This is a genomic window from Streptomyces speibonae (assembly GCF_984686075.1).
On record NZ_OZ480260.1, the window covers coordinates 4991335 to 5013681 of the forward strand.

The window sequence follows — 22347 nt, forward strand, 5'->3', positions numbered from 1 at the left end:
GGTGGCTGCCATGACGACCCTCGACGACGCCCGTGCGCTGCTGGCCGAGTTCCCCGTCGTCGACGGGCACAACGACCTGCCGTGGGCGCTGCGCGAACAGGTCCGCTACGACCTGGGCGCCCGCGACATCGCCGGCGACCAGTCCGCCCAGCTGCACACCGACATCCCCCGGCTGCGGGCCGGCGGGGTCGGCGCGCAGTTCTGGTCGGTGTACGTCCGCGCGGACCTGCCCGACCCGGTGCCGGCGACGCTGGAACAGATCGACTGCGTACGGCAGTTGCTGGCGCGTCATCCGGAGGACCTGGCGCCCGCGCTGACCGCCGCGGACATGGAACGGGCGCGCGCCCAGGGCCGTATCGCCTCCCTCATGGGCGCGGAGGGCGGCCATTCCATCGCCGACTCCCTCGGCACGCTCCGGGGACTGTACGACCTCGGCGTGCGGTACCTGACCCTCACCCACAACTTCAACGTGGCCTGGGCGGACTCGGCCACCGACGAGCCCGCCGTGGGCGGTCTGTCGGCCTTCGGCCGCGAGGTGGTCCGGGAGATGAACCGGCTCGGCATGCTGGTCGACCTCTCCCATGTCGCCGCGACGACCATGCGGGACGCGCTGAACGCCACCTCCGCGCCGGTGATCTTCTCGCACTCCTCCGCCCGCGCGGTCTGCGACCACCCGCGCAACATCCCGGACGACGTGCTGGAGCGGCTGCCCGCCAACGGCGGCATCGCGATGGTGACGTTCGTGCCGAAGTTCGTGCTCCAGGCGGCCGTGGACTGGACCGCCGCGGCCGACGAGAACATGCGCGCGCACGGCTTCCACCACCTCGACACCACCGCCGAGGCGATGAAGGTCCACCGCGCGTTCGAGGAGACCCACCCGCGCCCGGTCGCGACGGTGTCCACGGTGGCGGACCACCTGGACCACATGCGGGAGGTCGCCGGCGTCGACCACCTCGGCATCGGCGGCGACTACGACGGCACGGCCTTCACCCCCGACGGCCTCGGCGACGTCTCCGGCTACCCGAACCTGATCGCCGAACTCCTCGACCGCGGCTGGTCGAGGACCGACCTGGCCAAGGTGACCTGGCGGAACGCGGTACGGGTGCTGGGCGCCGCGGAGGACGTGGCCCGCGACCTGCGCGCGACCCGCGCACCGTCCAACGCCACCCTGGAGTCCCTGGACGGCTGACCGGCCCCACCCCTCGGAGCCCACGAGGGCATACCCCGAACGCCGCGTCCACCAGGAACCGCGTCGCCGCTCCGTGCGACGGTGACCGTACTGCCCTGGTCACGACGTACGGAGCCCGTGATGGCCGATCTCCAGGACGATCTGCGTCCCGCCACCGAGGTGGGGCGTGCCGACGAGCCGTACCCGGAGGAGGCGGTGATCGTCGGGCCGGAGGCGTACGAGCCCGTCTCGGACCCGGACGACACCCCGCTGACCCGGGCCCGTGCCGTCCTCGCCGCGCACCCCGTGGCCGACGGCTGCAGCGGCCTGCCCTGGGTGCTGCGCCGGCTGCCCTGGTACGACCTGGAACTGGGGGAGAGCGCCGTCGAGGCGGACGTGCCCCGGCTGCGCGGGGGCCAGGTGGGGGCCGTGTTCTGGTCGCTGCGGCTGCCCGAGGGGTACGACGGCGACCGGGCCGTCGGCACGACCCTGGAGCAGCTGGACCTGGCGAAGGCGGTGGTCTCCGCGCATGACCAGGGCCTGCGGCCCGCCCGCAGCGCGGGGGAGGTCGTCGACGCCCGCAACTGCGGCCGGGTCGCCGTCCTGTTCGGCCCCGCGGGCGCCGCGGCCCTCGGCGACTCGCTGAGCGTCCTGCGCTCGCTGCACACCCTCGGCGTGCGCGTGCTGACCCTGACCGGCACGAGCTGGGCGGGGGCCGCGGGGCTCACCCGGTTCGGTGACGAGGTCGTCCGCGAGATGAACCGGGTCGGCATGCTCGCCGACCTGTCGCACGCCTCAGCGCCGACGATGCAGCGGGTCCTCGCCATCTCCAAGGCGCCCGTGCTGTTCACCCGCTCGGCCGCCCACGCCCTGCGCCCCCACCCGGCCAACCTCCCCGACGAGCTGCTCACCGAGGTGGGTGAGGCCAAGGGCCTGTGCATGGTGCCGCTGACCGCCGAACAGACCGGCCCGACCGTCCGGGACGTCGCCGACCACCTCGACCACGTCCGCGATGTCGCCGGAGCGGAGTGCGTCGGCCTGTCCGGCACCTTCGACACCGGCAGCGCGCATCCGCAGGAGCTGAGCGACACCTCCTGCTATCCGAGGCTGGTCGCCGAACTGCTGCGGCGCGGCTGGGAGGAGGCCGACGTGGCCCTCCTGACCTGGGGAAACGTACAGCGGGTGCTGCGCGGTGCGGATTTCGCGGCTCATACCGCCCAGCAGCGCCGGCCACCGTCGACGGCGACGATCGCGGCGCTCGGCGGCTGAGACCGCGGTGCTCGGCGGCTGAGCTCGCGGCGCTCTACGGCTGTGCGATCCGGCACAGGCAGAACGGATGCCCCGCGGGGTCGGCGTACACGCGGAAGCCCTTGGCCTCGTGGTCCTCCCGGTCCAGCACCCGTGCCCCCAGCGCCAGCACCTTCTCCTCGGCCGCGTCGACCTCCTCCCAGGTCCCTCCCGCGTCGAAGTCGAGATGGAACTGCTGGGAGTCGTGGTCGGCCCGCGGCCAGTCCGGCGGCGCGTATCCCGGCGCCCGCTGGAAGGCCAGCCGCGGCCCGGCGGGGATCTGGAGCACCACCCAGTCCGGGTCCTCCTCCACGGGCGTGCCCCCGCCGACGGCCGCGTAGAACACGGCGAGCTCACGCGGATCGGGGCAGTCGACGACGACACTGCGCAGGCGTGCCACGGCGGCCATGAACTCCTCCCGGTGTCAGCAGGCGCACAGGCAGAACGGGTGCCCGGCCGGATCCGCGTAAACCCGGAAGGTCCGCGACCGGTCCTCCGTGTCCAGGGGGGTCGCGCCCCGTGCCAGCACCTCCTTCTCGGCGGCGTCCAGGTCCTCGACCGTCAGGTCCAGGTGGTATTGCTGCGAATGGTCCGCCGCCGGCCACCGCGGCGGTACGTGTCCCGGCGCCGCCTGGAAGGCCAGCGTCGGTCCGCCGGGCACCTCCAGGTCCACCCAGGTGCCCTCGCCCTCCACCGTGCCGCCCACGATCCCGGCGTAGAAGGCGGCCAGTTCCCGCGGTTCGGGACAGTCCAGTACGACGGCGCCCACCTTGGCCACGGACATGTCGTTCTCCTCGGAGTCTCGGGGTCGTTGTTACCGGTATCCGCTGGCATCCGGTAACCGTTACTGCATGCTGCACCATAGGGGGTAACGCCGCAAGGGGAATTCAGGGAGCCGAGAGGTACGGTCCGCACATGAGTGAGAGATCGGCCCCGCCCGGTGGGCTCGCCCTGGTCCAGGCCCTGGTCAACACGCTGGACATCGAGACGGGCGGAGACGCGCTGGACACCGCGGAGGGCCGGGCGCCGTTCGGTCTCACCGAGGGTGAGGCCGGTGCCGCCCGCGAACTGCGCGAGTCCCTGCGCGCGACGCTCCTCGCCCACGCCGGCCACCCTGCGCACCGTGCGGTCACCCCGCTGGGCGAGCTGCTCGCGCGGGCGCCGCTGGTGGTCACGGTCGACCCGGCCGACGGCTCGGCCGCGCTCGCGCCCGTGGACGCCGGGTCCCTGCTCTCGCGGGTCGCCGCGGCCGTCGCCGAGGCGGTCGTGGCGGGCACGTGGCACCGGCTCAAGGCCTGCGAGGCCGACACCTGCCACTGGGCGTACTACGACCGCAGCCCGGCGGGGCGCGGCCGCTGGTGTTCCATGCAGGTGTGCGGGGCGCGGGCGAAGATGCGCCGCTACCGGGAACGCTCCGCTTAGGGCGCGGGTGGGGTCGTGTGCAGTCTGCGGCGCCGTCGTGGCTGGTCGCGCAGTTCCCCGCGCCCCTTTTGGGGTGAGGGTGCGTGGCTTTCTGCGGCGCCGTCGTGGTTGGTCGCGCAGTTCCCCGCGCCCCTTCTTGTGGTGGGGGTGTGTGGTCGTCTGCGGCGGTGTTGTGGTTGGTTGCGCAGTCTCCCGCGCCCCTTTGGGGCGTTTGCCGGGCCGGGCGCGACATCGCAGGTCCGCTGGAAGGGCGCATAGGCGCACCGGGTGCGCGGGGGTTTGGCAGAATGTTGCGGGACGCCGGTTCGGCCGACTGAGCCTCGGCCGAACCGGCGTCACCCGTGCTGTCAGGCGGCGGGGCGGCCCATCGCGCGCAAGCGCCACCCGGCCCGCCGCCAGATCTCGGGGTCGAGCGCGTTGCGGCCGTCCAGGATCAGCTTCTGCGCCGCCACCTCACCCAGCTCCGCCGGGTCCAGCTCGCGGAACTCCCGCCACTCCGTGAGATGCAGGACGATATCCGCGCCCCGCACCGCCTCCAGCGCCGACTCGGCGTACCCCAGGGTCGGGAAGATGCTGCGGGCGTTGTCCATGCCCTTCGGGTCGTACACCGTGACCTGGCCGCCCTGGAGGTGGATCTGCCCGGCGACGTTCAGCGCCGGCGAGTCCCGGACGTCGTCCGAGTCCGGCTTGAAGGTCGCGCCGAGCACCGCCACCCGCTTGCCCAGGAACGGCCCGCCGCCCAGCTCCTGCCGGGCCAGCTCCACCATCCGGCCGCGCTGGCGCATGTTGATCGAGTCGATCTCCCGCAGGAACGTCAGCGCCTGGTCCGCGCCCAGCTCGCCCGCGCGCGCCATGAACGCCCGGATGTCCTTGGGCAGGCAGCCCCCGCCGAAGCCGATCCCGGCGCGCAGGAACTTCCTGCCGATCCGGTCGTCGTAGCCGATGGCCTCCGCCAGGCCGGCGACGTCACCGCCGGTCGCCTCGCACAGCTCCGCCATCGCGTTGATGAAGGAGATCTTGGTGGCGAGGAAGGAGTTCGCGGAGGTCTTCACCAGCTCAGCCGTCGGGAAGTCCGTCACCACGAACGGCGACCCCTCCTCGACCGGAGTGGCGTACACCTCGCGCAGCAGCTTCTCCGCGCGCTCGCTGCGCACGCCCACCACGATCCGGTCCGGGTGCAGCGTGTCCTGGACGGCGAAGCCCTCGCGCAGGAACTCCGGGTTCCACGCCAGCTCCGCGTCCCCGCCGGCCGGAGCGTGCTCCGCCAGGTAGGCGGCCAGCCGGTCGGCCGACCCCACCGGCACCGTCGACTTGCCGACGACCAGCGCGGGACCCTTCAGATGCGGCGCGAGCGAGGCGATCGCGGAGTCGACGTACGACATGTCGCAGGCGTACTCGCCGTGCCGCTGCGGGGTGTTCACACAGACGAAGTGGATGTCGCCGAACTCGCCCACCTCGGCCCAGTCCATGGTGAACCGCAGCCGGCCGGTCGACCCCTCGATCCCGGCGGCGTGCCGGCGCAGCAGCTCGTCGAGGCCCGGCTCGTACATCGGGACCTCACCGCGCCGGAGCTTGTCGATCTTCTCCGGTACGACGTCGAGGCCCAGCACCTCGAACCCCAGCTCCGCCATGGCCGCCGCGTGGGTCGCGCCGAGATAACCGGTGCCGATCACGGTGATCTTCAGGGCCATGGATTCTCCAGGGGTCAACGGCATGCAGGGCGCGCCCGAGCATATCGGGGAGGCGCGGAACCGAGCCGTCGGGCTGTCGTCAAGCTCACCTATCCACGACCGGGAACGAAGGCATAAAATTGGAGTTACTTAACGGTAGTTAGCGTGACCAGCATCGCAGCGTTTTGGAGCGTGAGAGACCTTGGCCGGATCGGCTGACTTCGACCTGTACCGCCCGTCCGAGGAGCACGACATGCTCCGCGACGCCGTCCGCTCGCTGGCCGAGGCGAAGATCGCGCCGTACGCCGCCGCGGTGGACGAGGAGGCCCGCTTCCCCCGGGAGGCGCTCGACGCGCTCGTCGCCAACGACCTGCACGCCGTGCACGTGCCCGAGGAGTTCGGCGGCGCCGGCGCGGACGCCCTCGCGACGGTCGTCGTGATCGAGGAGGTGGCCCGCGTCTGCGCGTCCTCCTCCCTCATCCCCGCCGTGAACAAGCTGGGCTCGCTGCCGCTCATCCTCTCCGGCTCCGAGGCACTGAAGAAGAAGTACCTGGCCCCGCTCGCCAAGGGCGACGCGATGTTCTCGTACTGCCTCTCCGAGCCGGACGCCGGTTCCGACGCCGCCGGCATGAAGACCAAGGCGGTCCGCGACGGAGACCACTACGTCCTCAACGGCGTGAAGCGCTGGATCACCAACGCCGGCGAGTCCGAGTACTACACGGTGATGGCCGTCACCGACCCCGCCAAGCGCTCCAAGGGCATCTCCGCCTTCGTCGTCGAGAAGTCCGACGAGGGCGTCTCCTTCGGCGCCCCCGAGAAGAAGCTCGGCATCAAGGGCTCGCCCACGCGCGAGGTCTACCTGGACAACGTGCGCATCCCCGCCGACCGCATGATCGGCGAGGAGGGCACCGGCTTCGCCACCGCGATGAAGACGCTGGACCACACCCGCATCACCATCGCCGCCCAGGCCCTCGGCATCGCCCAGGGCGCCCTCGACTACGCCAAGGGCTATGTCCAGGAGCGCAAGCAGTTCGGCAAGCCGATCGCCGACTTCCAGGGCGTCCAGTTCATGCTCGCCGACATGGCCATGAAGATCGAGGCCGCCCGTCAGCTCACCTACGCCGCCGCGGCCAAGTCCGAGCGCGGCGACAGCGATCTCACCTTCCAGGGCGCCGCCGCCAAGTGCTTCGCCTCCGACGTCGCCATGGAGGTCACCACCGACGCCGTCCAGCTCCTCGGCGGCTACGGCTACACCCGCGACTACCCGGTCGAGCGGATGATGCGCGACGCCAAGATCACGCAGATCTACGAGGGCACGAACCAGGTCCAGCGGATCGTGATGGCCCGCAACCTGCCGTAGTCCCGCCGGAGACGGTTCCTCCCGGGCCGGAGCGTTCCGGTCCGGGAGGCGGTCACAGGAAGCGCCGGATCGGGGTGACCGCCGCCTCGGCCAGCCGCTCGGTCAGCGGGCGCCGCCGCCAGCGGGCCGGGTCCACCGGCTCGCTCAGCTTGCGGTCGGCGTCGAAGTCGGCGTCGAGCTGCGCGGTGAACCCCTCGTCGAGGACGGCCAGCATGACCTCCTCGTCGTGCTCCAGCGAGCGGCGGTTGAAGTTCGTGGACCCGATGAGGGAGCAGACGCCGTCCACCGTGATGATCTTCGTGTGGAGCATGGTCGGCTGGTACTCCCGCACCTGAACGCCCGCGTCGGTCAGCGTCTGGTAGTGCTGCCGTCCGGCCAGCAGACAGGCCCGCTGGTCGGTGTGCGGCCCCGGCAGCAGGATCTCCACCCGCACCCCGCGGCGGGCGGCGTCGGCCAGCAGCCCGACGAAGTAGGCGTCGGGCGCGAAGTAGGCCGTGGCCAGCCGGAAGCGCTCCCGGGCCGAGGTGATCACCACGCGCAGCAGCGTCTGCATGTCCTGCCAGCCGAAGCTCGCGGAGCCCCGCACCACCTGGACCGTGGCGCTGCCGGGCTGTTCCTGCGCGGTGAACCGGTCGTGCTCGTCGTACAGGTCGTCGTGGCACTCCGCCCAGTTCTGGGCGAAGGCCGCCGCGATGCCGTCCACGGCCGGTCCCCTGACCCGGACATGGGTGTCGCGCCACTCGTCGGGGTTGCGGGCGTCGCCGCACCACTCCTCGGCGATGCCGACGCCCCCGGTGAAGGCGGTGTGCTCGTCGGTGACCAGTACCTTGCGGTGGCAGCGGTGGTTCTGGCGCATCGGTGACAGCCGCGTGGGCTTGCGGAACCAGGCCACCTGGACGCCGGCCGCCGCCATCGCCCGGAGCAGTTCCGGCTCTATCTCCTTGGCCCCGAAGCCGTCCAGCAGCAGCCGTACGCGCACCCCGGCGCGGGCCCGGTCGGCCAGGGCGGCAGCGAACTCGTGGGCGATGTCGCCCCGCCAGTACACGAAGGTCATCATGTCGACGGTGTGCCGCGCCTCGCGGACCGCCGCCAGCATCGCGGGGAAGATCTGGTCGCCGTTGCGCAGCGGAACGAGCTCGTTGCCCTCGGTCGCGGCGATGCCGATGAGCCGCTCCAGCCGTCTGCGCAGCCTCTGCTTCTCCGTCTGTGGTGTCATGGCGCTCTCCCTGTGCCGCTCGCCGGCCCTCGTCGTGTCCCCGGTCCGACCCGGGCGGCCCCTCTTCCTTCCGTTGCCCCCGCTGGGCCCGGACATCCGTGCCGGGTACGGACACCCGCGGAAGCGGACGGGTTCGGTCCGTCCTGTGGTGGTCTTGGGGCGAGGGGCGTAGGACGGAGGGGCGAGGGCCGAGCGCCGGCCCCCGCCGTCCCCCTGGGAGGAACCATGACCCAGCAGCAGCCCACCATGGAACCGATGAGCCGGCAGATGCAGGACTGCGTCCAGGCGTGCATGGACTGCCACGCCGTGTGCGAGGAGACCATGAGCTCCTGTCTGCACATGGGTGGCGAGGCCAGCATGCCGGTCATGCGCGCGCTCATGGACTGCGCGGAGATCACCCGCATGTGCGCGGACATGATGATGCGCCGGTCGCCGCTGGCCAATGAGATGTGCATGATGTGCGCCCAGGCCTGCGACATCTGCGCCGAGGCGTGTCTGTCCATGCCCGAGGACGACCGGATGACGGCCTGTGCCGACTCCTGCCGCCGCTGCTCCGAGATGTGCCGGGCGATGGCGGGCGCCACGATGTGACACCCCGGAAGACGCGTCGGGGGCACCCCGTGGAGGGGTGCCCCCGGCCGCGTCCGGACGTCAGTTGCCCTTGACGGTGACCTTCTCGTCGTTGTTCAGCTGGTTCACCAGCTGCTTCACCTTCGCCTTGTCCCAGACCAGGTTGCCGCCGCTGGATCCCGAGATCGGCATGTTCATGGAGGTGCCGTCGCCCCCGCTGACGCCCTTCATCGACCAGAACATCTCGGCCAGGTCGAAGACGCTCATGTCCTCGTCGACGATCAGGGAGTCCAGGCCGGCGCCCATCGTCGGGTAGAGCCTGAAGGGGTTGAGGACCGTGCTCGGCGTGGCCACCTGGTTGGCCAGGGCCGAGAGGAACTTCTGCTGGTTCTTCGTGCGGTCCAGGTCGGAGCCCGCCAGCGCGTACCGGGTGCGGACGAAGGCGAGGGCCTCCTCGCCGTTCAGGGTCTGCTTGCCCTTCTTGAAGTCGGCGCCGGACTTGGTGTCCTTGATGTCCTGCGGGATGTCCATCTCCACCCCGCCGACCGCGTCCACGATGTTCGCGAAGCCGGCGAAGCCGATCTCGACGTAGTGGTCGATGCGCAGGCCGGTGTTGTGCTCGACCGTGCGGACCAGCAGTTCGGGTCCGTCCTCGGCGTACGCGGCGTTGAGCTTCACCTGCCGTCCGGTCCCCGGGTAGGTTTTGCCCGACTCGGAGCCCACGAAGGACGGGATCTCGACGTTCGAGTCGCGGGGCAGCGAGATGAGGGTCGGCGCGTTGTCACCGGCGTGCAGGATCATCATCGAGTCCGTGCGCTTGCCCTCGGCGGACCCGGTGTGCAGGTTCTTCTTGTCCTCGTCGGACAGGCCCTCGCGGCTGTCGGAGCCGACGATCAGATAGTTGGTGCCCTCGCCCTTCTCGGGCCGCTCGATCACCTTCGACAGGTCGACCTCGCGGTTGAGCTTGCTGTCGGCCCAGAAGTACGTGCCGACGGTCGTCACGACCAGCACGGTCACCAGCGTGATCGCCGTCCACTTGATGCGGCGGCGCCAGTCGGGTGCCGGGCGCTGCGGGCCGTAGCCGCCGTCACCGCCCGGTCCGCCGGAGCCGCCGCCGGGCGAGCCGTAGACCTGGCCGGTGTTGTAGCCGCTGTCGTGGCCGTCGGCGCCGTGGCCCTGCCCGTCCACGTACGACGGCTGCCGCGGGACACCGCCGGCGCCCTGCCCGGGAGGGGCCGCCGGGCCGCGGCGGACCTGCCGCATGACACGGGCGCCCTCGGGCCGTGCGCTCGAGCTCCCGCGTCCGTAACGGCCGCCGCGGTTTTCGTCGGACCATGCCTCGGGCCAGTCATTCATGGGAGACAGTGTGCAGGTCCCAGCTGTGCGCCATACAAGGGTCGTCGGAAATTGGACCAAGGCTGTTGCGAAGCCAACACATATCGGGGCCGGTGATGCCACGGCATAAGGTGGAGTCCATGACAGACCAGGCCCCAGCCGCAGCGAAGGAGAGTCCGGACATCCCGGGCAAACCCATCGCGGCGTCCCGTACGACTCTCAGCCACATCATGACCCACAACGACACCAACCTCCTGGGCACGGTGCACGGCGGGGTGATCATGAAGCTGGTCGACGACGCGGCGGGCGCCGTCGCCGGGCGGCACTCCGGAGGGCCGGCCGTCACCGCGTCCATGGACGAGATGGCCTTCCTGGAACCGGTCCGCGTCGGTGACCTGGTCCATGTGAAGGCACAGGTCAACTGGACCGGCCGGACCTCGATGGAGGTCGGCGTGAAGGTGCTGGCGGAGCGCTGGAACGAGTCCGCCCCGGCCACCCACGTCGGCTCGGCGTACCTGGTGTTCGCGGCCGTCGACGCGGACGGCAGGCCGCGCCGGGTGCCGCAGGTGATACCGGACACCGAGCAGGACAAGCGCCGCAACCAGGAGGCCCAGATCCGCCGCACCCACCGGCTGGCCCGCCGCCGGGCGATCATGGACCTGCGGGAGAAGCGCGCCGCGGAGGGCATCGAGGATTAGGGTCCGTCGTTCGGATCACGCCGCAGACGCGGGGCCCGGCACGCGCATCTGCGGCGTTGTCGTCGGTTGCCAGGGCTCCGCCCTGGCGTCCTCCTCCGTCTTGCAGCCGCACGCACCAGGCCCCGCTCACGGCGCTGACAAGGCGCCGCCGGTGTCCTGCGGCGTGATCCGAACGACGGACCCTGGCCAGGCGTTCCCTCACCCCTGCGGCAAGCCGCTCGTCCCGTGACCTGAGCCGGCCGGACCCGGACCGCGGGGGCGGCTCAGGAACAGCTCACCTCGTCGCCCCGCACCACCCCGAACTCGCCCTGCCCGGGGTCCTCGGCCCGCACCTTGCGCACCTTGACGAAGTCGGCGCCCGCGATCACCTTCAGCGTGGCGCCCTGGCCCTTCACCGCGCGCAGCTCGCTGCCGGGTAGCGCCGCCGCGAGGGACTTCGCGGACCGGTCCCAGCGCGGGTCGTAGGCGACGACCGTCCGCTCCACGTCCCGCTCGGCCGCGTTGGCCGGGGCACGGGTGGTGTTGAAGCCGGTCGCCGCCAGCGCCGCGTCCACCCGCCGGCCGAGGCCCGCGGTCCGGGTGCCGTTCTCGACCTGGACGCGGATCTGCCGCGGGTCCACCGGCACCCGCCGGGCCGCGTCGGGCGCGGGGCGCGCGGCGAGCGGCTGGTCCCGGCGCAGCGCGTCGAAGATGTGCCCGGCCTTCTCGGCGTCCCACTTCAGCGTCGATCCGACGCCCTTCACCGCGTACCCCATCTTCTCGATGGGCACCGTCGTGAACTCCGAGGAGGACGGCGAGAAGTTCCGCATCGCCCGGCCGAGGTCCAGCAGTTCGCCGGTGCCGAAGCCCTCGTCCGCGCGGACCGAGCCGAGCACCGCGCGGGTCACGTCCCGGAACTTCATCGGGTTCAGCAGGATCCCGGAGGAGGTCGCGCGGTCCACCAGCGCCGCCATGAAGTGCTGCTGGCGACGCATCCGGCTCAGGTCGGAGCCCCCGTCGACATGCCGGGCCCGGACGTACTGAAGGGCCTCGCCGCCCCTGAGGGTGTGACGGCCGGCCGCCAGGTCCAGGCCCGTGTGGCTGTCCTTCAGCCGCCGGTCGGTGCAGATCTCCACGCCGCCGACCACGTCCACGGTCTTCATGAAGCTGGTGAAGTCGACCTCCAGATAGTGGTCGATCTTCACGCGGGTCATCTTCTCCACCGTGCGCACGGTCAGCTGCGGCCCGCCCTCCGCGTACGCCGCGTTCAGCTTGACCGGGTGCGACGCGTGCCGCTCGCCGCTCACGCGGTCGGTGTGCGGGGGCGTGACGGCGTAGGAGTCACGGGGCAGGCTGACCACGCTGGCGCGGTCCCGGTCCTCCGAGATGTGCACGATCATCATGGTGTCGGTGCAGTGGCAGGGCGTGCCGCCGAGCCGGTACTTCTCCCGCTCCTCCTTGCCGATCCTCTCGCGGCCGTCGGTGCCGACGAGCAGGATGTTCATGCCGTGGCCGGCCTCGGGCCGGTTCTTCATGTCCCGGAACGGGTCGACCCGGGCGATGTCCTCCTCGAGGCCGCTGAGCACCGCGTGCCCGATCCCGGCGGAGGCGAGCACCACCACCGACAGCGTGGTGACCGTGCGCATCACCCAGCGCGGCTTGCGGCGCGGGGGCACCGGCGGACGCGGCCCCGGGCGGGACTGCCGCGGGGGGTGCCGGTGCGTGGAGCGGGGCCGGGGGGACCGCTGCGACGTGGGCACGGGTAACACCTCCGGACGACGGCCGTGCGCGGATTCGTCAGCACCGTAGGCCGATACGATCTGCGGCCCGGCGCACAGCACCCCGGCGCGCGCAACCGTGTCCCCCGTTCGCGGTAACGTGAGCCTCCTATGAACGCCAATCCCGACGTGCGGCACCCCGCCGTTTCCGTGATCATGCCCGTCCTCAACGAGGAGCGGCACCTGCGCGGCGCCGTCCGCGCGATCCTGGCCCAGGAGTACGCCGGCGAGATGGAGGTCGTGATCGCCCTCGGTCCGTCCACGGACCGCACGGACGAGATCGCCGCCGAGCTCGTGGCCGAGGACCCGCGGGTGCACACGGTGCCCAATCCCACCGGCCGTACCCCGGCCGCCCTCAACGCGGCGATCAAGGCCTCGCGCCATCCGATCGTGGTCCGCGTCGACGGGCACGGCATGCTCTCGCCGGACTACATCGCCACCGCCGTGCGGCTCCTGGAGGAGACCGGCGCGCAGAACGTCGGCGGCATCATGCACGCCGAGGGCGAGAACGACTGGGAGCGCGCCGTCGCCGCCGCGATGACGTCGAAGATCGGTGTGGGCAACGCCGCCTTCCACACCGGGGGCGAGGCGGGGCCCGCCGAGACGGTGTACCTCGGCGTGTTCCGGCGCGAGGCGCTGGAGCGGCAGGGCGGCTACAACGTGGAGTTCATCCGCGCCCAGGACTGGGAGCTGAACTTCCGCATCCGCGAGGCGGGCGGGCTGATCTGGTTCTCGCCGGAGCTGAAGGTGTCCTACCGGCCCCGGCCGAGCGTGCGCACCCTGGCCAAGCAGTACAAGGGCTACGGCCGTTGGCGGCACGTCGTGGCCCGCTACCACTCCGGGTCCATCAACCTGCGCTACCTCGCCCCGCCGGCGGCGGTGTGCGCGATCCTGGCCGGCGTCGTGGTGGGCGCGGTACTCACCCCGTGGGGCCTCGTGGTCCCCGGCGGCTACCTCGCGGCGATCGTGGCGGGGTCCATACCGGCCGGCAAGGGCCTGCCGGTGAAGGCGCGGCTGCGGATTCCGGTGGCGCTGGCCACCATGCACATGTCGTGGGGCTGGGGCTTTCTGACCAGCCCGCGCTCGCTGGCGAAGAAGGTCATCGCCTCGCGCCGTCCCGCCGTGCACGCGGAGCCGCAGGCGGACGCGCCGACCGCCTGACACCCCCGTCGTACGAGGGCCCCCTTCCCGGCTGCGGGAAGGGGCGCCCGCGCGTTCACCAGCTGTAGGCGGGGTTGACGTGCATGCACGCCTTGTCGTCGGCCCCGTTGAGCGCGTTCGCCGACTCGGGGGTGGTGTTGTCCTCCTCGGGCGCCTTGTACGCCGTGCCCTCGCGCCAGTCGGCGCCCACCACGACGGTCACGCCGGAGACGTCGGTGGACCGCTTCACCTGGCTCACCGGGACACCGAGGGCGTCGGCGACGCGCCGGGCGTCGCCCTCCAGGTCGGCGCTGGGGTAGCGCACGAGGGTCCGCTCCTCGCTGAGCGCGCTGGTGGTGTCGGCGGTCGTGGCGGTGAAGCCCATCTCCCTGAGCGTCCCGGAGACCGTGCCGGCCCGTCCGGAGGCGGCCCCGAGGGTGTCGGTGCGGGTGCCGTTGCGCACCAGGACGGCGATCTCGGCGTCGTCGGCGGCCGGGTCGGCGGGAGCCTCGGTCTTCTTGTCCGGCTTCTTGCCCTCGGCGTCCTTGCCGTCGAGGGCGATGTCCTCGCGCACGAGACGGAACAGCTTCTCGGCGTCCTCGGTCGGCTCCACGCGCGCGCCCACGTACCGGTTGGGCATCGTCGTCATGGTGATGCGCTCCGGCTTCACCTTGCGCAGCTCGGTGCTCAGGTCGTAGAGCTTCTTCACGGTGTCGAGACCGTGGTCGACGGTGAGCGCCTCGGTGGCCTTCTCGGCCAGCTTGCGCAGCTTGTTGGGGCTGCTCAGGGTGGCGTTCTCCCGCAGCTGGCGGACCAGCGAGTTCATGTACATGTGCTGGGCCCGGGCGCGGGCGAGGTCGCTGCCGTCCTCGAAGCCGTACCGCGTGCGCAGCCACTGCAACGCCTGCTCGCCCTTGACGGGGTGGGTGCCCTTCTCCAGCTTCAGCCCGGAGCCGTGCCCCTGGCTGTCGCGCGAGTGGACGTTGGCGTCGACGCACACCGGGACACCGCCGACCGCGTCCGCCATGGACACCACGCCCGCGAAGTCGACCATGACGAAGTGGTCGATGTGGATGCCGGTGAGCTCCTGCCAGGTGGCCACGGTGCAGCCCGGACCGCCGTGCCCGAGGCTCTGGTTGGTCATCGTGCGCCCGTAGCTCGCCGGGTACACCGTCCCGTCGTCCGGGTCGGTGCACTTGGGGATCTCGACGAGGGTGTCGCGCGGCATGCTGACCACGGACATGTTGGTCCGGTCGGCCGACAGGTGCACCAGCATCTGCACATCGGCGAGCGGCGTGGAGCCGAACGTCTCCCGGGCGCCGCCGAGTTGCTGGTTCTCCTTGGAGTCCCGCGCGTCACTGCCGATGAGCAGGATGTTCAGCGGGGTCTGCCCGGCCGCGTTGGGCGTCGGCTCGGCGACCTTGTTGTCGCCCAGGTTCAGGGCTTCCTTCTTGATGTTGCCGTTCAGCTGCCGGTAGTAGAGGTAACCCGCCCCGGCAGCGCCGAATATGAGCAGGGCGAGGACGGCGGCGGACCACTTGAGCACCCGGCGCACGCGCCGCGGGCGGGGGCCGCTGTCACCGGCGGGCGGGCCGTCGTCCGGGCCCTCCTGATGCTCCTCGTCAGGGAGCGTCTCCCGCGTGGCGTTCTGCGTCACTGCCCCGGTCCTTCCCACCCCTGGAACTCCTCGCACCGGCCCGTCGGGCCGTCCTGCGTCCTGTTAGACGCTTGAGGGGCGCGTCAGTTGCCCCGAGGTGCGGAGCGAGTTCAACGAATTTCCGGCGGACGGTACGGAGAACGGGCCTGCCGCTCGCCCTCGGGAGGACGTGCGTCAGGCCCGTCAGGTGCCTGCTACTTGGCGCACACGACCTTGTCCGCCGTGGACTTCTTGACGTCCTCGGGCGCCTTCTCCGGCGTGGTGAGCGGCACACCTGCCCCCTTGAAGTCCTTGCCGAGGGTCAGTGTCATCGCGGGCACGCCCTGGGCGTTGGTGACGCTCTCGCCGGGCTTCATCGCCGCCCCGGACAGTCCCATGATCGCGGCCAGCCGGCGCGCCTGGTCGGCCTGGTCGGGGGCGTACTCCAGCGTCGTCTTGCCCAGTTCCTCCTCGGCGTTGCCCGCGTTCTCCGACTTGCTGACGCCCTGCTCGACCTGGAGCCAGCTGAGGGTCTCCTGCGCGCTGCCCGCGGGTGCGCCGCCGTTGAGGATCCGTACCCGCACCTCGGAGGCGGGTGCCTTCTCGCCCTTCAGCCGGGCGGCGACGGCGGCCTTCTCCTTCTTCTCCTTCTGCTTGACCTCGGTGAAGGACACGTCGTTCTTGACCATGTCGAAGACCTGCTGGGCGGACCCCTCCTGCAGGACGACCGTCACCGGCCTCGGCTCGGCGGGGTTGTCTATCACCGGCACGGTGGCGAAGGTCAGGTTCTTGACGTTGAGCTTGCCCAGCTCCAGACCGAGATCCTTGAGTTTGCCGATGCTGTCCAACTGGGAGTCGACGGTGAGCGCCTCGGTCCCCGCCTCCGCCAGCTTGATCATCTTCGACGGGCTGGTGAGCGTGTCGTTCGACTTCAGTTTCCGCATCAGCGAGCTCAGGAACTGCTGTTGCAGCTCGATCCGGCTCAGGTCGCCGCCGAAGCCGACCGAGTGCCGGGTCCGCACGAACGCCAGGGCCTGCTCGCCCTCGATGGTGTGTGTGCCCTTGGGGAGTTTCAGGTGCGAGTCCGGGTCGTCGATGTCCTTGGCCAGACAGACCTCGACGCCGCCGACCGCCGAGGTCAGCGTCTTGACCGCGTTGAAGTCCGCCACCATGAAGTTGTCCGGCGTGATCCCGGTCAGCTCGGTCACGGTGCGCATCGTGCAGCTGGGCGTCCGGCCGCTCTGGCCGAGGCTGGTGTTGAAGCGGGCGCCGGTGGAACCCGGGATCACCTTCTGGCTGCCGTCCTCCTGCTCCGTCGGGCAGTCGGGAATGTCGACTATCAGGTCACGCGGGATGCTCAGCGCGGTCGCGTTGGAGCGGTCCTTGGAGACATGCAGCAGGATCGTGGTGTCGGCGTGCCCGGCGCTGCCCTTGTCGCCGTAGCCCTCGTTGCCCGAACCGGTGCGCTTGTCCGTGCCGATCAGCAGGATGTTGATCGCCTGGTCCTTCTTGAAGCCACCGGTGGAGGCGCCGTCGTCGGAGACGGACGTGATGTTGTCGTTCAGGTGCTCCAGATACAGATAACCGCCCACACCGACGGCCAGCACCAGGACCGCCATGGTGCCGCTGGTCCACAGCAGGGCCTTCTTGACCTTCGAGCCCTTCTTCGCCGGCCGGCGCCCGCGCCTGCCCGGCGGCGGCTCCTCCGGCGTGCCCCGGCGCCTGCGCTGCGGCGGCACCTCCCGGCCGGGCGTCTCGCGTCCCGGCGCGTCCCGCCCGGGCGCCGAACGGCCGGGCCGCTCGGTCGAACGACCCTGCGCCGGCGGACGGGGTGCGTCCGGGGAACGCGGTCCGCGTTGACCCGGAACGGGCGGCGACTGCGGTACGGAAGGGCTCAGTCGCAGTTCGTATTCACCCGTGTCGGGATTGAGCACCCACTGATCTGCGGGATCGATGTTGTCTCCCCGCCCACGGCTTTGCGCGTCCACGGTTGCTCGAATCCTCCGTCGGGGCCACGCGGCGCCTTTCCCCTCCCAGGCGCTCGAGTCTTCGGTCACTCAGTGCGGTTTCTCAGGACAGTCCTGAGGCAACGGACGCACCGGAGCGCTCACACTAACGGCCCCGATCCGGTCAGGGCGACGCCGGTGACGAATTCCACGTCCTCACAAGGGGGCATTCCACCCATTTCCCTGGACAAGGGTGCCCGTACGTGCAGTTGGATTGGGACAGCTTTTACATACAGGAGTCCTCGGCGGCGGTGTTACCCGAGAAGGTGGGGGCGGGAGAACTGCTGTCGGCCGCCTTCCCGTAATCCCTTTCCGTGGCCTTTCCGTCACGTTCCGTGCCAACGGTCACGGGCGCGTCCGTGCGCAGCCGCTCGAACAGCACCGCCGCCGCGGGCTGCGCGAGTTGGTCGCGATTGACGTCCTCGATGTACGACTCCCGCGGCACGGTGAGGAATTGCACGTCCTCCGGAGGGATCTCGCGCAGACCGCGCACGAGTTCGTACAAACCACGCAAGCTGGCCAGCTCGGGATCGGTGGTGAGCGACGAGGTGGCCGCGTCCAGAACGGGATACAGCTTCACCGGATTCAGCAGCACCTCATTGCCGCGCACCTTGGTGACGAGCGCGCCGAGGAACCGCTGCTGGCGCTCCATCCGGCTGGTGTCGCTGCCGTCACCGAGGGTCTTGCGGGCGCGGACATAGCCGAGCGCCTGCTCCCCGCTCAGCGTCACCCGGCCCGCCGGGAGTTTCAGTTCCGCGTCCTTGTCGTCAATGGGCTCGCGCAGACACACCTCGACACCGTCCACCGCGTCCACCATGTCCTTGAAACCCTCGAAGTCCACGACCACGTGATGGTCGATGCGGATGTCCGTGAGCTTTTCCACCGTGCGGATGGTGCAGGCGGAACCCCCCACCTCGAAGGCGGAGTTGAACGCGGCGAACATCGGCGCGGAACGCGACCCGTCCGGGCGGCGGCAGTCCGGCACGTCCACCATCAGGTCCCGGGGTATCGACACCGCGGTGGCGTCGCGCCGGCCCGCCGACAGATGCAGCAGGATCACCGTGTCGGAACGCTCGGTCCCCGGATCCGGCCCGTAGCGGCCGTTCTCCTCACCGGCGCGCGTGTCGGACCCGATCAGCAGGATGTTCTGGGCGCCCTTGACGAGGGCGGTCGGCCGGTCCTCCTCGAACCGCTCCAGTTCCGCCGCCGCGGCCTCGTCCGGAGTGATGTTCCCGTCCAGCTTCACGTACGCCACCCACCCGGCGCCCGCCGCGGCGACGAGCACGACGGCCAGCGTCAGCCCCGTGCCGTGCGCCCAGCGCCGGCGCCGGCGCCGGATCCGGCCCCGCCCGCTCGGCGAGGACCCCGCCCCCGGGCCCAGGGTGCGCCCGGCCCCCTGCCCCGGCTGTCCGAGGGGCGCGCCTGCGGTGTCGCTCATGGCCGGGTCCACCCCTCACTGCGCACGGGACGGGGACGGCGTACGGGTGTGGTGCGTGCCGCTGACTACGACGATGACCCGGGAGCGCGGGGCGTGGGGGGTGGTGTTGCGCCGAACGGGGGAGTACGGGGCCGCTCCTCCCGGGCCGGCCGGCGGTCATCCCGCGATGACCGTCACCCGCTCGCTCTCCACCCGCTTGGCCAGGTCCTCCTCGCCGAGGCGGTCCAGGTTCCGGCACAGCACCACCGAGCCGCCGGTCGCCAGCGGTGCGTACAGGCCGGAGTTCAGGCCCTCCCAGGTGTCGAACGGCAGCCCCGACAGGATCCGTGACCCCGGACCGGTCAGCCCGATCTCCGGCGCCTCCGCCCGGGCCCGCTCCACCACCTCCGCCCCGCTGAACTCCCGCCCGGCCACGATCAGCGCCGGCTCCTCCGGGTCGACCGGCGCGTACGGCACGAACCGGTCGCCCTGGCCCGGCACCTCGACGGCGTAGTCGGCGAAGCCGTCCGGCGGCTGCGGGAAGCGCCCGCCCAGCGGCCTGAGCGCCAGCGCCATGCGCGGTCCCGAGCAGGCCCGCGCGGCCTCCAGCGACTCCGGCGCCGGACCGCTCACCGCGATGTCGGCGGCCGCCGCGTCCCCGGCCACGTCGGCGACCACGCCCACCGACGCGCACGCCAGCAGCCACACCGCCGTCTGCCAGTGCGCGGGCAGCAGCAGGGCCACCCGGTCGCCGGGTTCGGCGGACAGTTCGTCCTGGAGGAGGTTGGCGGTCTTGGCCACCCAATTGGCGAAGGTGGCCACGGACAATTCGACACGTTCGCCCGTGGTGTCGTCGTAGAAGGTCACCAGGGGGCGTCCCGGGTCCGCGGCCAGCGCGGAACTCAGCAGGTCGGCAGGGGTGCGGTCGGTGGCGTTCACCCGGGCAAGCGTACGCGGCGCCGTCGCCGCGCACCCTCCTCGCACGACACCGGTTCGGGGGAACGGTGTCCGACGGGCCGTCACATGCCCGATGGACATATTTGTCTGACTATGTCCAAGATCAGGGGTATGCGTGGAATTCTTGCTTCCTCAATCGGTGTCACCTGCGCCGCCGCCCTCGCCCTTCCGCTCGCCCCGCCCGCCGCCGCGGCGGCCGCGGGACCGGCGTCCACGGCAGGAGCGGCCACGCGCGCAGCGGTGACGGCCCCGTCCGACGTGCCCGGCAGCACCCAGTCGCTGCCCCTGCGGCCCCTCGCCCACGACCGCGCCACCGGCGCCGCCGTTCTCGGCCTCACCCCTCGGGCCGTACGGCACTTCTCCCTCCTCGGCGTCATCTGGGACGACCCCGCCGCCGAACTCGCCGGCCGGGTGCAGGTCCGTACCCGCTCGGCCGCCGGCGGCGACTGGTCCGGCTGGCGGGACGTCGAGACCCACTACACCGACCACGGCGCCGACCCGGGCACCTCGGAAGCCGCCTCCGGTCAGGTGCGGGGGGCCACGGCGCCGCTGTGGGTGGGGGAGTCGGACGGGGTGGAGGTCCGGGTGCGGCCGGAACCCGGTGAACCGGGCGAAGACCCGGGGGCCGGTGAAGTGCCGGAGCTGCCGTCCGGGCTGCGGCTCGAGCTCATCGACCCGGGAGACGCCGCCGCGGACGCGCGCGAGGGCGTCGACGGCCGTACGGGCCCCGTGACCGCCGCGGCGGCCGCCGCCTCCGCGGCCAACGCCCGGCTCGCGGCCCCGGGCGCCGACGAGATCCCGGAGCTGGACGGAGAGCGGACCCAGCGGGAGTTCCTCGCCCTGCGCGGGGCCGAACTGACCGAGGAACAGCGGGCGAAGCCGCACATCGGGCCGCGCCCCGCCATCGTCACCCGGCGCGGATGGGGCGCCGACGAGGGCCTGCGCAAGGGCGGGTTCGTGTACACCAGCAAGGTCAAGGCGGCCTTCGTGCACCACACCGCCTCCGGCAACAACTACTCGTGCTCGCAGGCGCCTTCACTCATCCGCGGGTTCTACCGCTACCACGTCAGGAGCCTGGGCTGGCGGGACATCGGCTACAACTTCCTCGTCGACAAGTGCGGCCGGATCTACGAGGGCCGGGCCGGGGGCGTGGCCAAGGCCGTCAAAGGCGCCCACACCCTCGGCTTCAACACGAAGACGACGGGCATCGCGGTGATCGGCTCCTACGGCTCCAAGAAGCCGTCGTCCTCCGCGGTGAAGGCCGTCGCCCGGCTCGCCGCGTGGAAACTCGGGCTGCACGGCATGAATCCGCGCGCCAAGACATATCTGACGTCCGGAGGTGGCAATCTCTACCGAAAAGGCAAGAAGGTACGACTGAACGTGATCTCCGGTCACCGGGACGGGTTCAACACCTCGTGCCCAGGGGGGAAGCTGTACAAGAAGCTCGGCACGGTGCGTTCCACGGCGGCCCGCTACCAGGGGCGCTGAGGCGGACCGGCGTTTCTTCCTGCCGGAGAACGGGCTGCGGAACGGTCTGCATACACTGGCCGGCCGAAAGACAGTTCGGCCGGTCCCGGCAGGAAGCGAAGACGACAGGTGACAGAAGCGATCCTCCTGGTCGGCGGCAAGGGCACACGGCTGCGCCCGCTCACGGTGCACACACCCAAACCCATGGTCCCGGCGGCCGGGGTGCCCTTCCTGACGCACCAACTGGCGCGGGCCAGAGCGGCGGGCGTCGAGCACATCGTCCTGGCGACGTCCTATCTGGCCGAGGTCTTCGAGCCGTACTTCGGTGACGGCTCGGCGCTGGGGCTGCACATCGAGTACGTCACGGAGGAGGAGCCGCTCGGCACCGGCGGCGCCATCCGCAACGTCGCCTCCCGGCTGCACTCGGGGCCGGACGAGCCGGTGCTGATCTTCAACGGGGACATTCTCACGGGCCTCGACATCCGGGCGCTGGTGCGGACGCACGAGACGACGGGGGCGGACGTCTCGCTGCACCTGACGAAGGTGACCGATCCACGGGCGTACGGGCTGGTCCCGACGGACGACACGGGGAAGGTGCTCGCCTTCCTGGAGAAGCCGCAGACACCGGAGGAGATCGTCACCGACCAGATCAACGCGGGGGCGTACGTCTTCCGGCGGTCGGTGATCGACGCGATCCCGGCGGGGCGGGTGGTGTCGGTGGAGCGGGAGACGTTCCCGGGGCTGCTCGCGGCGGGGGCGCATCTGCAGGGGATGGTCGACTCGACGTACTGGCTGGACCTGGGGACACCGGCGGCGTTCGTGCGGGGCTCGGCGGATCTGGTGCTCGGGCGTGCGCCGTCGCCGGCGGTGCCCGGCCGCTGCGGTGCCCGGCTGGTGCTGCCCACGGCGACCGTGGCGCCCGGCGCGAAGCTCGCGGGCGGGACGGTGGTGGGCGAGGGCGCGCTCGTGGCGGAGGGCGCGCGCGTCTTCGGGAGCACGATCCTGCCGGGGGCGGTCATCGAACCGGGCGCGGTCGTCACCGACTCGCTGATCGGGACGCGGGCGCGGGTGGGCGAACGATCGGTCCTGACCGGCACGGTCATCGGCGACGGCGCGGTCATAGGCGCCCACAACGAACTCCGCGAGGGCGCCCGAGTCTGGTGCGACGCCCACATCCCGGCCGGCGCCGTCCGCTTCTCCTCGGATCAGTAGGTGCCGCGCTCCCGCGATCCGCACGTACC

Annotated in this window: 19 protein-coding genes; 9 read left to right on the forward strand and 10 right to left on the reverse strand. The window is 71.5% G+C overall.

The window, feature by feature from the left end; all coding sequences use genetic code 11:
* The first annotated feature begins 10 nt into the window (after window positions 1-10).
* The gene (locus tag AC5L3C_RS22620) at window positions 11-1189 is read left to right on the forward strand and encodes a dipeptidase (RefSeq protein ID WP_493650566.1); all 1179 of its coding nucleotides are present in this window, start codon (window positions 11-13) and stop codon (window positions 1187-1189) included.
* 120 nt (window positions 1190-1309) lie between these two features.
* Entirely contained in the window at window positions 1310-2437 is a 1128-nt protein-coding gene (locus AC5L3C_RS22625; protein ID WP_493650567.1) for a dipeptidase, read from the forward strand.
* 34 nt (window positions 2438-2471) lie between these two features.
* Here the strand turns inward: AC5L3C_RS22625 and AC5L3C_RS22630 are convergent, their stop codons facing one another.
* Window positions 2472-2864, reverse strand: coding sequence for a VOC family protein (locus tag AC5L3C_RS22630; protein ID WP_125506053.1), 393 nt, complete (start codon window positions 2862-2864; stop codon window positions 2472-2474).
* A 15-nt stretch (window positions 2865-2879) separates the two neighbouring features.
* Complete coding sequence (locus AC5L3C_RS22635) at window positions 2880-3239, reverse strand: VOC family protein (protein ID WP_125506054.1); 360 nt, start codon at window positions 3237-3239, stop codon at window positions 2880-2882.
* Window positions 3240-3370: 131 nt separating this feature from the next.
* Between AC5L3C_RS22635 and AC5L3C_RS22640 the strand changes: the two genes are divergently transcribed.
* Window positions 3371-3877 (forward strand): CGNR zinc finger domain-containing protein, encoded by a 507-nt coding sequence (locus AC5L3C_RS22640; RefSeq protein WP_493650568.1) that lies wholly within the window; start codon window positions 3371-3373, stop codon window positions 3875-3877.
* 347 nt (window positions 3878-4224) lie between these two features.
* Here the strand turns inward: AC5L3C_RS22640 and AC5L3C_RS22645 are convergent, their stop codons facing one another.
* Entirely contained in the window at window positions 4225-5568 is a 1344-nt protein-coding gene (locus AC5L3C_RS22645) for a UDP-glucose dehydrogenase family protein (RefSeq protein ID WP_493650569.1), read from the reverse strand.
* A 181-nt stretch (window positions 5569-5749) separates the two neighbouring features.
* On the opposite strand from AC5L3C_RS22645, the gene AC5L3C_RS22650 reads away from it, so the two are divergent.
* On the forward strand, window positions 5750-6907 hold the full coding sequence (locus AC5L3C_RS22650; protein ID WP_493650570.1) for an acyl-CoA dehydrogenase: 1158 nt from the start codon (window positions 5750-5752) through the stop codon (window positions 6905-6907).
* A 52-nt stretch (window positions 6908-6959) separates the two neighbouring features.
* Here the strand turns inward: AC5L3C_RS22650 and AC5L3C_RS22655 are convergent, their stop codons facing one another.
* Window positions 6960-8123, reverse strand: coding sequence for a phospholipase D-like domain-containing protein (locus AC5L3C_RS22655; protein ID WP_493650571.1), 1164 nt, complete (start codon window positions 8121-8123; stop codon window positions 6960-6962).
* A 225-nt stretch (window positions 8124-8348) separates the two neighbouring features.
* Between AC5L3C_RS22655 and AC5L3C_RS22660 the strand changes: the two genes are divergently transcribed.
* Entirely contained in the window at window positions 8349-8714 is a 366-nt protein-coding gene (locus tag AC5L3C_RS22660; protein ID WP_125506059.1) for a four-helix bundle copper-binding protein, read from the forward strand.
* A 60-nt stretch (window positions 8715-8774) separates the two neighbouring features.
* Here AC5L3C_RS22660 and AC5L3C_RS22665 read toward each other — a convergent pair whose 3' ends face one another.
* Complete coding sequence (locus AC5L3C_RS22665) at window positions 8775-10049, reverse strand: LCP family protein (protein ID WP_493650572.1); 1275 nt, start codon at window positions 10047-10049, stop codon at window positions 8775-8777.
* Between the two features lie 119 nt (window positions 10050-10168).
* Between AC5L3C_RS22665 and AC5L3C_RS22670 the strand changes: the two genes are divergently transcribed.
* Window positions 10169-10726, forward strand: coding sequence for an acyl-CoA thioesterase (locus AC5L3C_RS22670; RefSeq protein ID WP_493650573.1), 558 nt, complete (start codon window positions 10169-10171; stop codon window positions 10724-10726).
* Between the two features lie 263 nt (window positions 10727-10989).
* On the opposite strand, the gene AC5L3C_RS22675 is transcribed toward AC5L3C_RS22670, so the two are convergent.
* Window positions 10990-12465, reverse strand: a complete 1476-nt coding sequence (locus AC5L3C_RS22675) for an LCP family protein (protein ID WP_493650574.1) — start codon at window positions 12463-12465, stop codon at window positions 10990-10992.
* 129 nt (window positions 12466-12594) lie between these two features.
* Between AC5L3C_RS22675 and AC5L3C_RS22680 the strand changes: the two genes are divergently transcribed.
* Complete coding sequence (locus AC5L3C_RS22680) at window positions 12595-13644, forward strand: glycosyltransferase family 2 protein (protein WP_493650575.1); 1050 nt, start codon at window positions 12595-12597, stop codon at window positions 13642-13644.
* A 55-nt stretch (window positions 13645-13699) separates the two neighbouring features.
* Here the strand turns inward: AC5L3C_RS22680 and AC5L3C_RS22685 are convergent, their stop codons facing one another.
* The 4 genes from AC5L3C_RS22685 to AC5L3C_RS22700 all read right to left on the reverse strand — a co-directional run bounded on the left by AC5L3C_RS22685 (window position 13700) and on the right by AC5L3C_RS22700 (window position 19621).
* On the reverse strand, window positions 13700-15280 hold the full coding sequence (locus AC5L3C_RS22685; RefSeq protein ID WP_493650577.1) for an LCP family protein: 1581 nt from the start codon (window positions 15278-15280) through the stop codon (window positions 13700-13702).
* Window positions 15281-15474: 194 nt separating this feature from the next.
* A complete protein-coding gene (locus AC5L3C_RS22690; protein ID WP_493650578.1) occupies window positions 15475-17247 on the reverse strand; it encodes an LCP family protein in 1773 nt (590 codons plus the stop codon).
* Window positions 17248-17491: 244 nt separating this feature from the next.
* Window positions 17492-18703 (reverse strand): LCP family protein, encoded by a 1212-nt coding sequence (locus AC5L3C_RS22695; RefSeq protein WP_493650579.1) that lies wholly within the window; start codon window positions 18701-18703, stop codon window positions 17492-17494.
* 156 nt (window positions 18704-18859) lie between these two features.
* Window positions 18860-19621: a TIGR03089 family protein gene (locus AC5L3C_RS22700; RefSeq protein WP_493650580.1), complete on the reverse strand. Its 762-nt coding sequence runs from the start codon at window positions 19619-19621 to the stop codon at window positions 18860-18862.
* Between the two features lie 129 nt (window positions 19622-19750).
* Here AC5L3C_RS22700 and AC5L3C_RS22705 point away from each other — a divergent pair, with 129 nt between their 5' ends.
* Entirely contained in the window at window positions 19751-21127 is a 1377-nt protein-coding gene (locus AC5L3C_RS22705) for a peptidoglycan recognition protein family protein (RefSeq protein WP_493650581.1), read from the forward strand.
* 108 nt (window positions 21128-21235) lie between these two features.
* Entirely contained in the window at window positions 21236-22318 is a 1083-nt protein-coding gene (gene manB, locus AC5L3C_RS22710; RefSeq protein WP_493650582.1) for a mannose-1-phosphate guanylyltransferase, read from the forward strand.
* The last annotated feature ends 29 nt before the right edge of the window (window positions 22319-22347 follow it).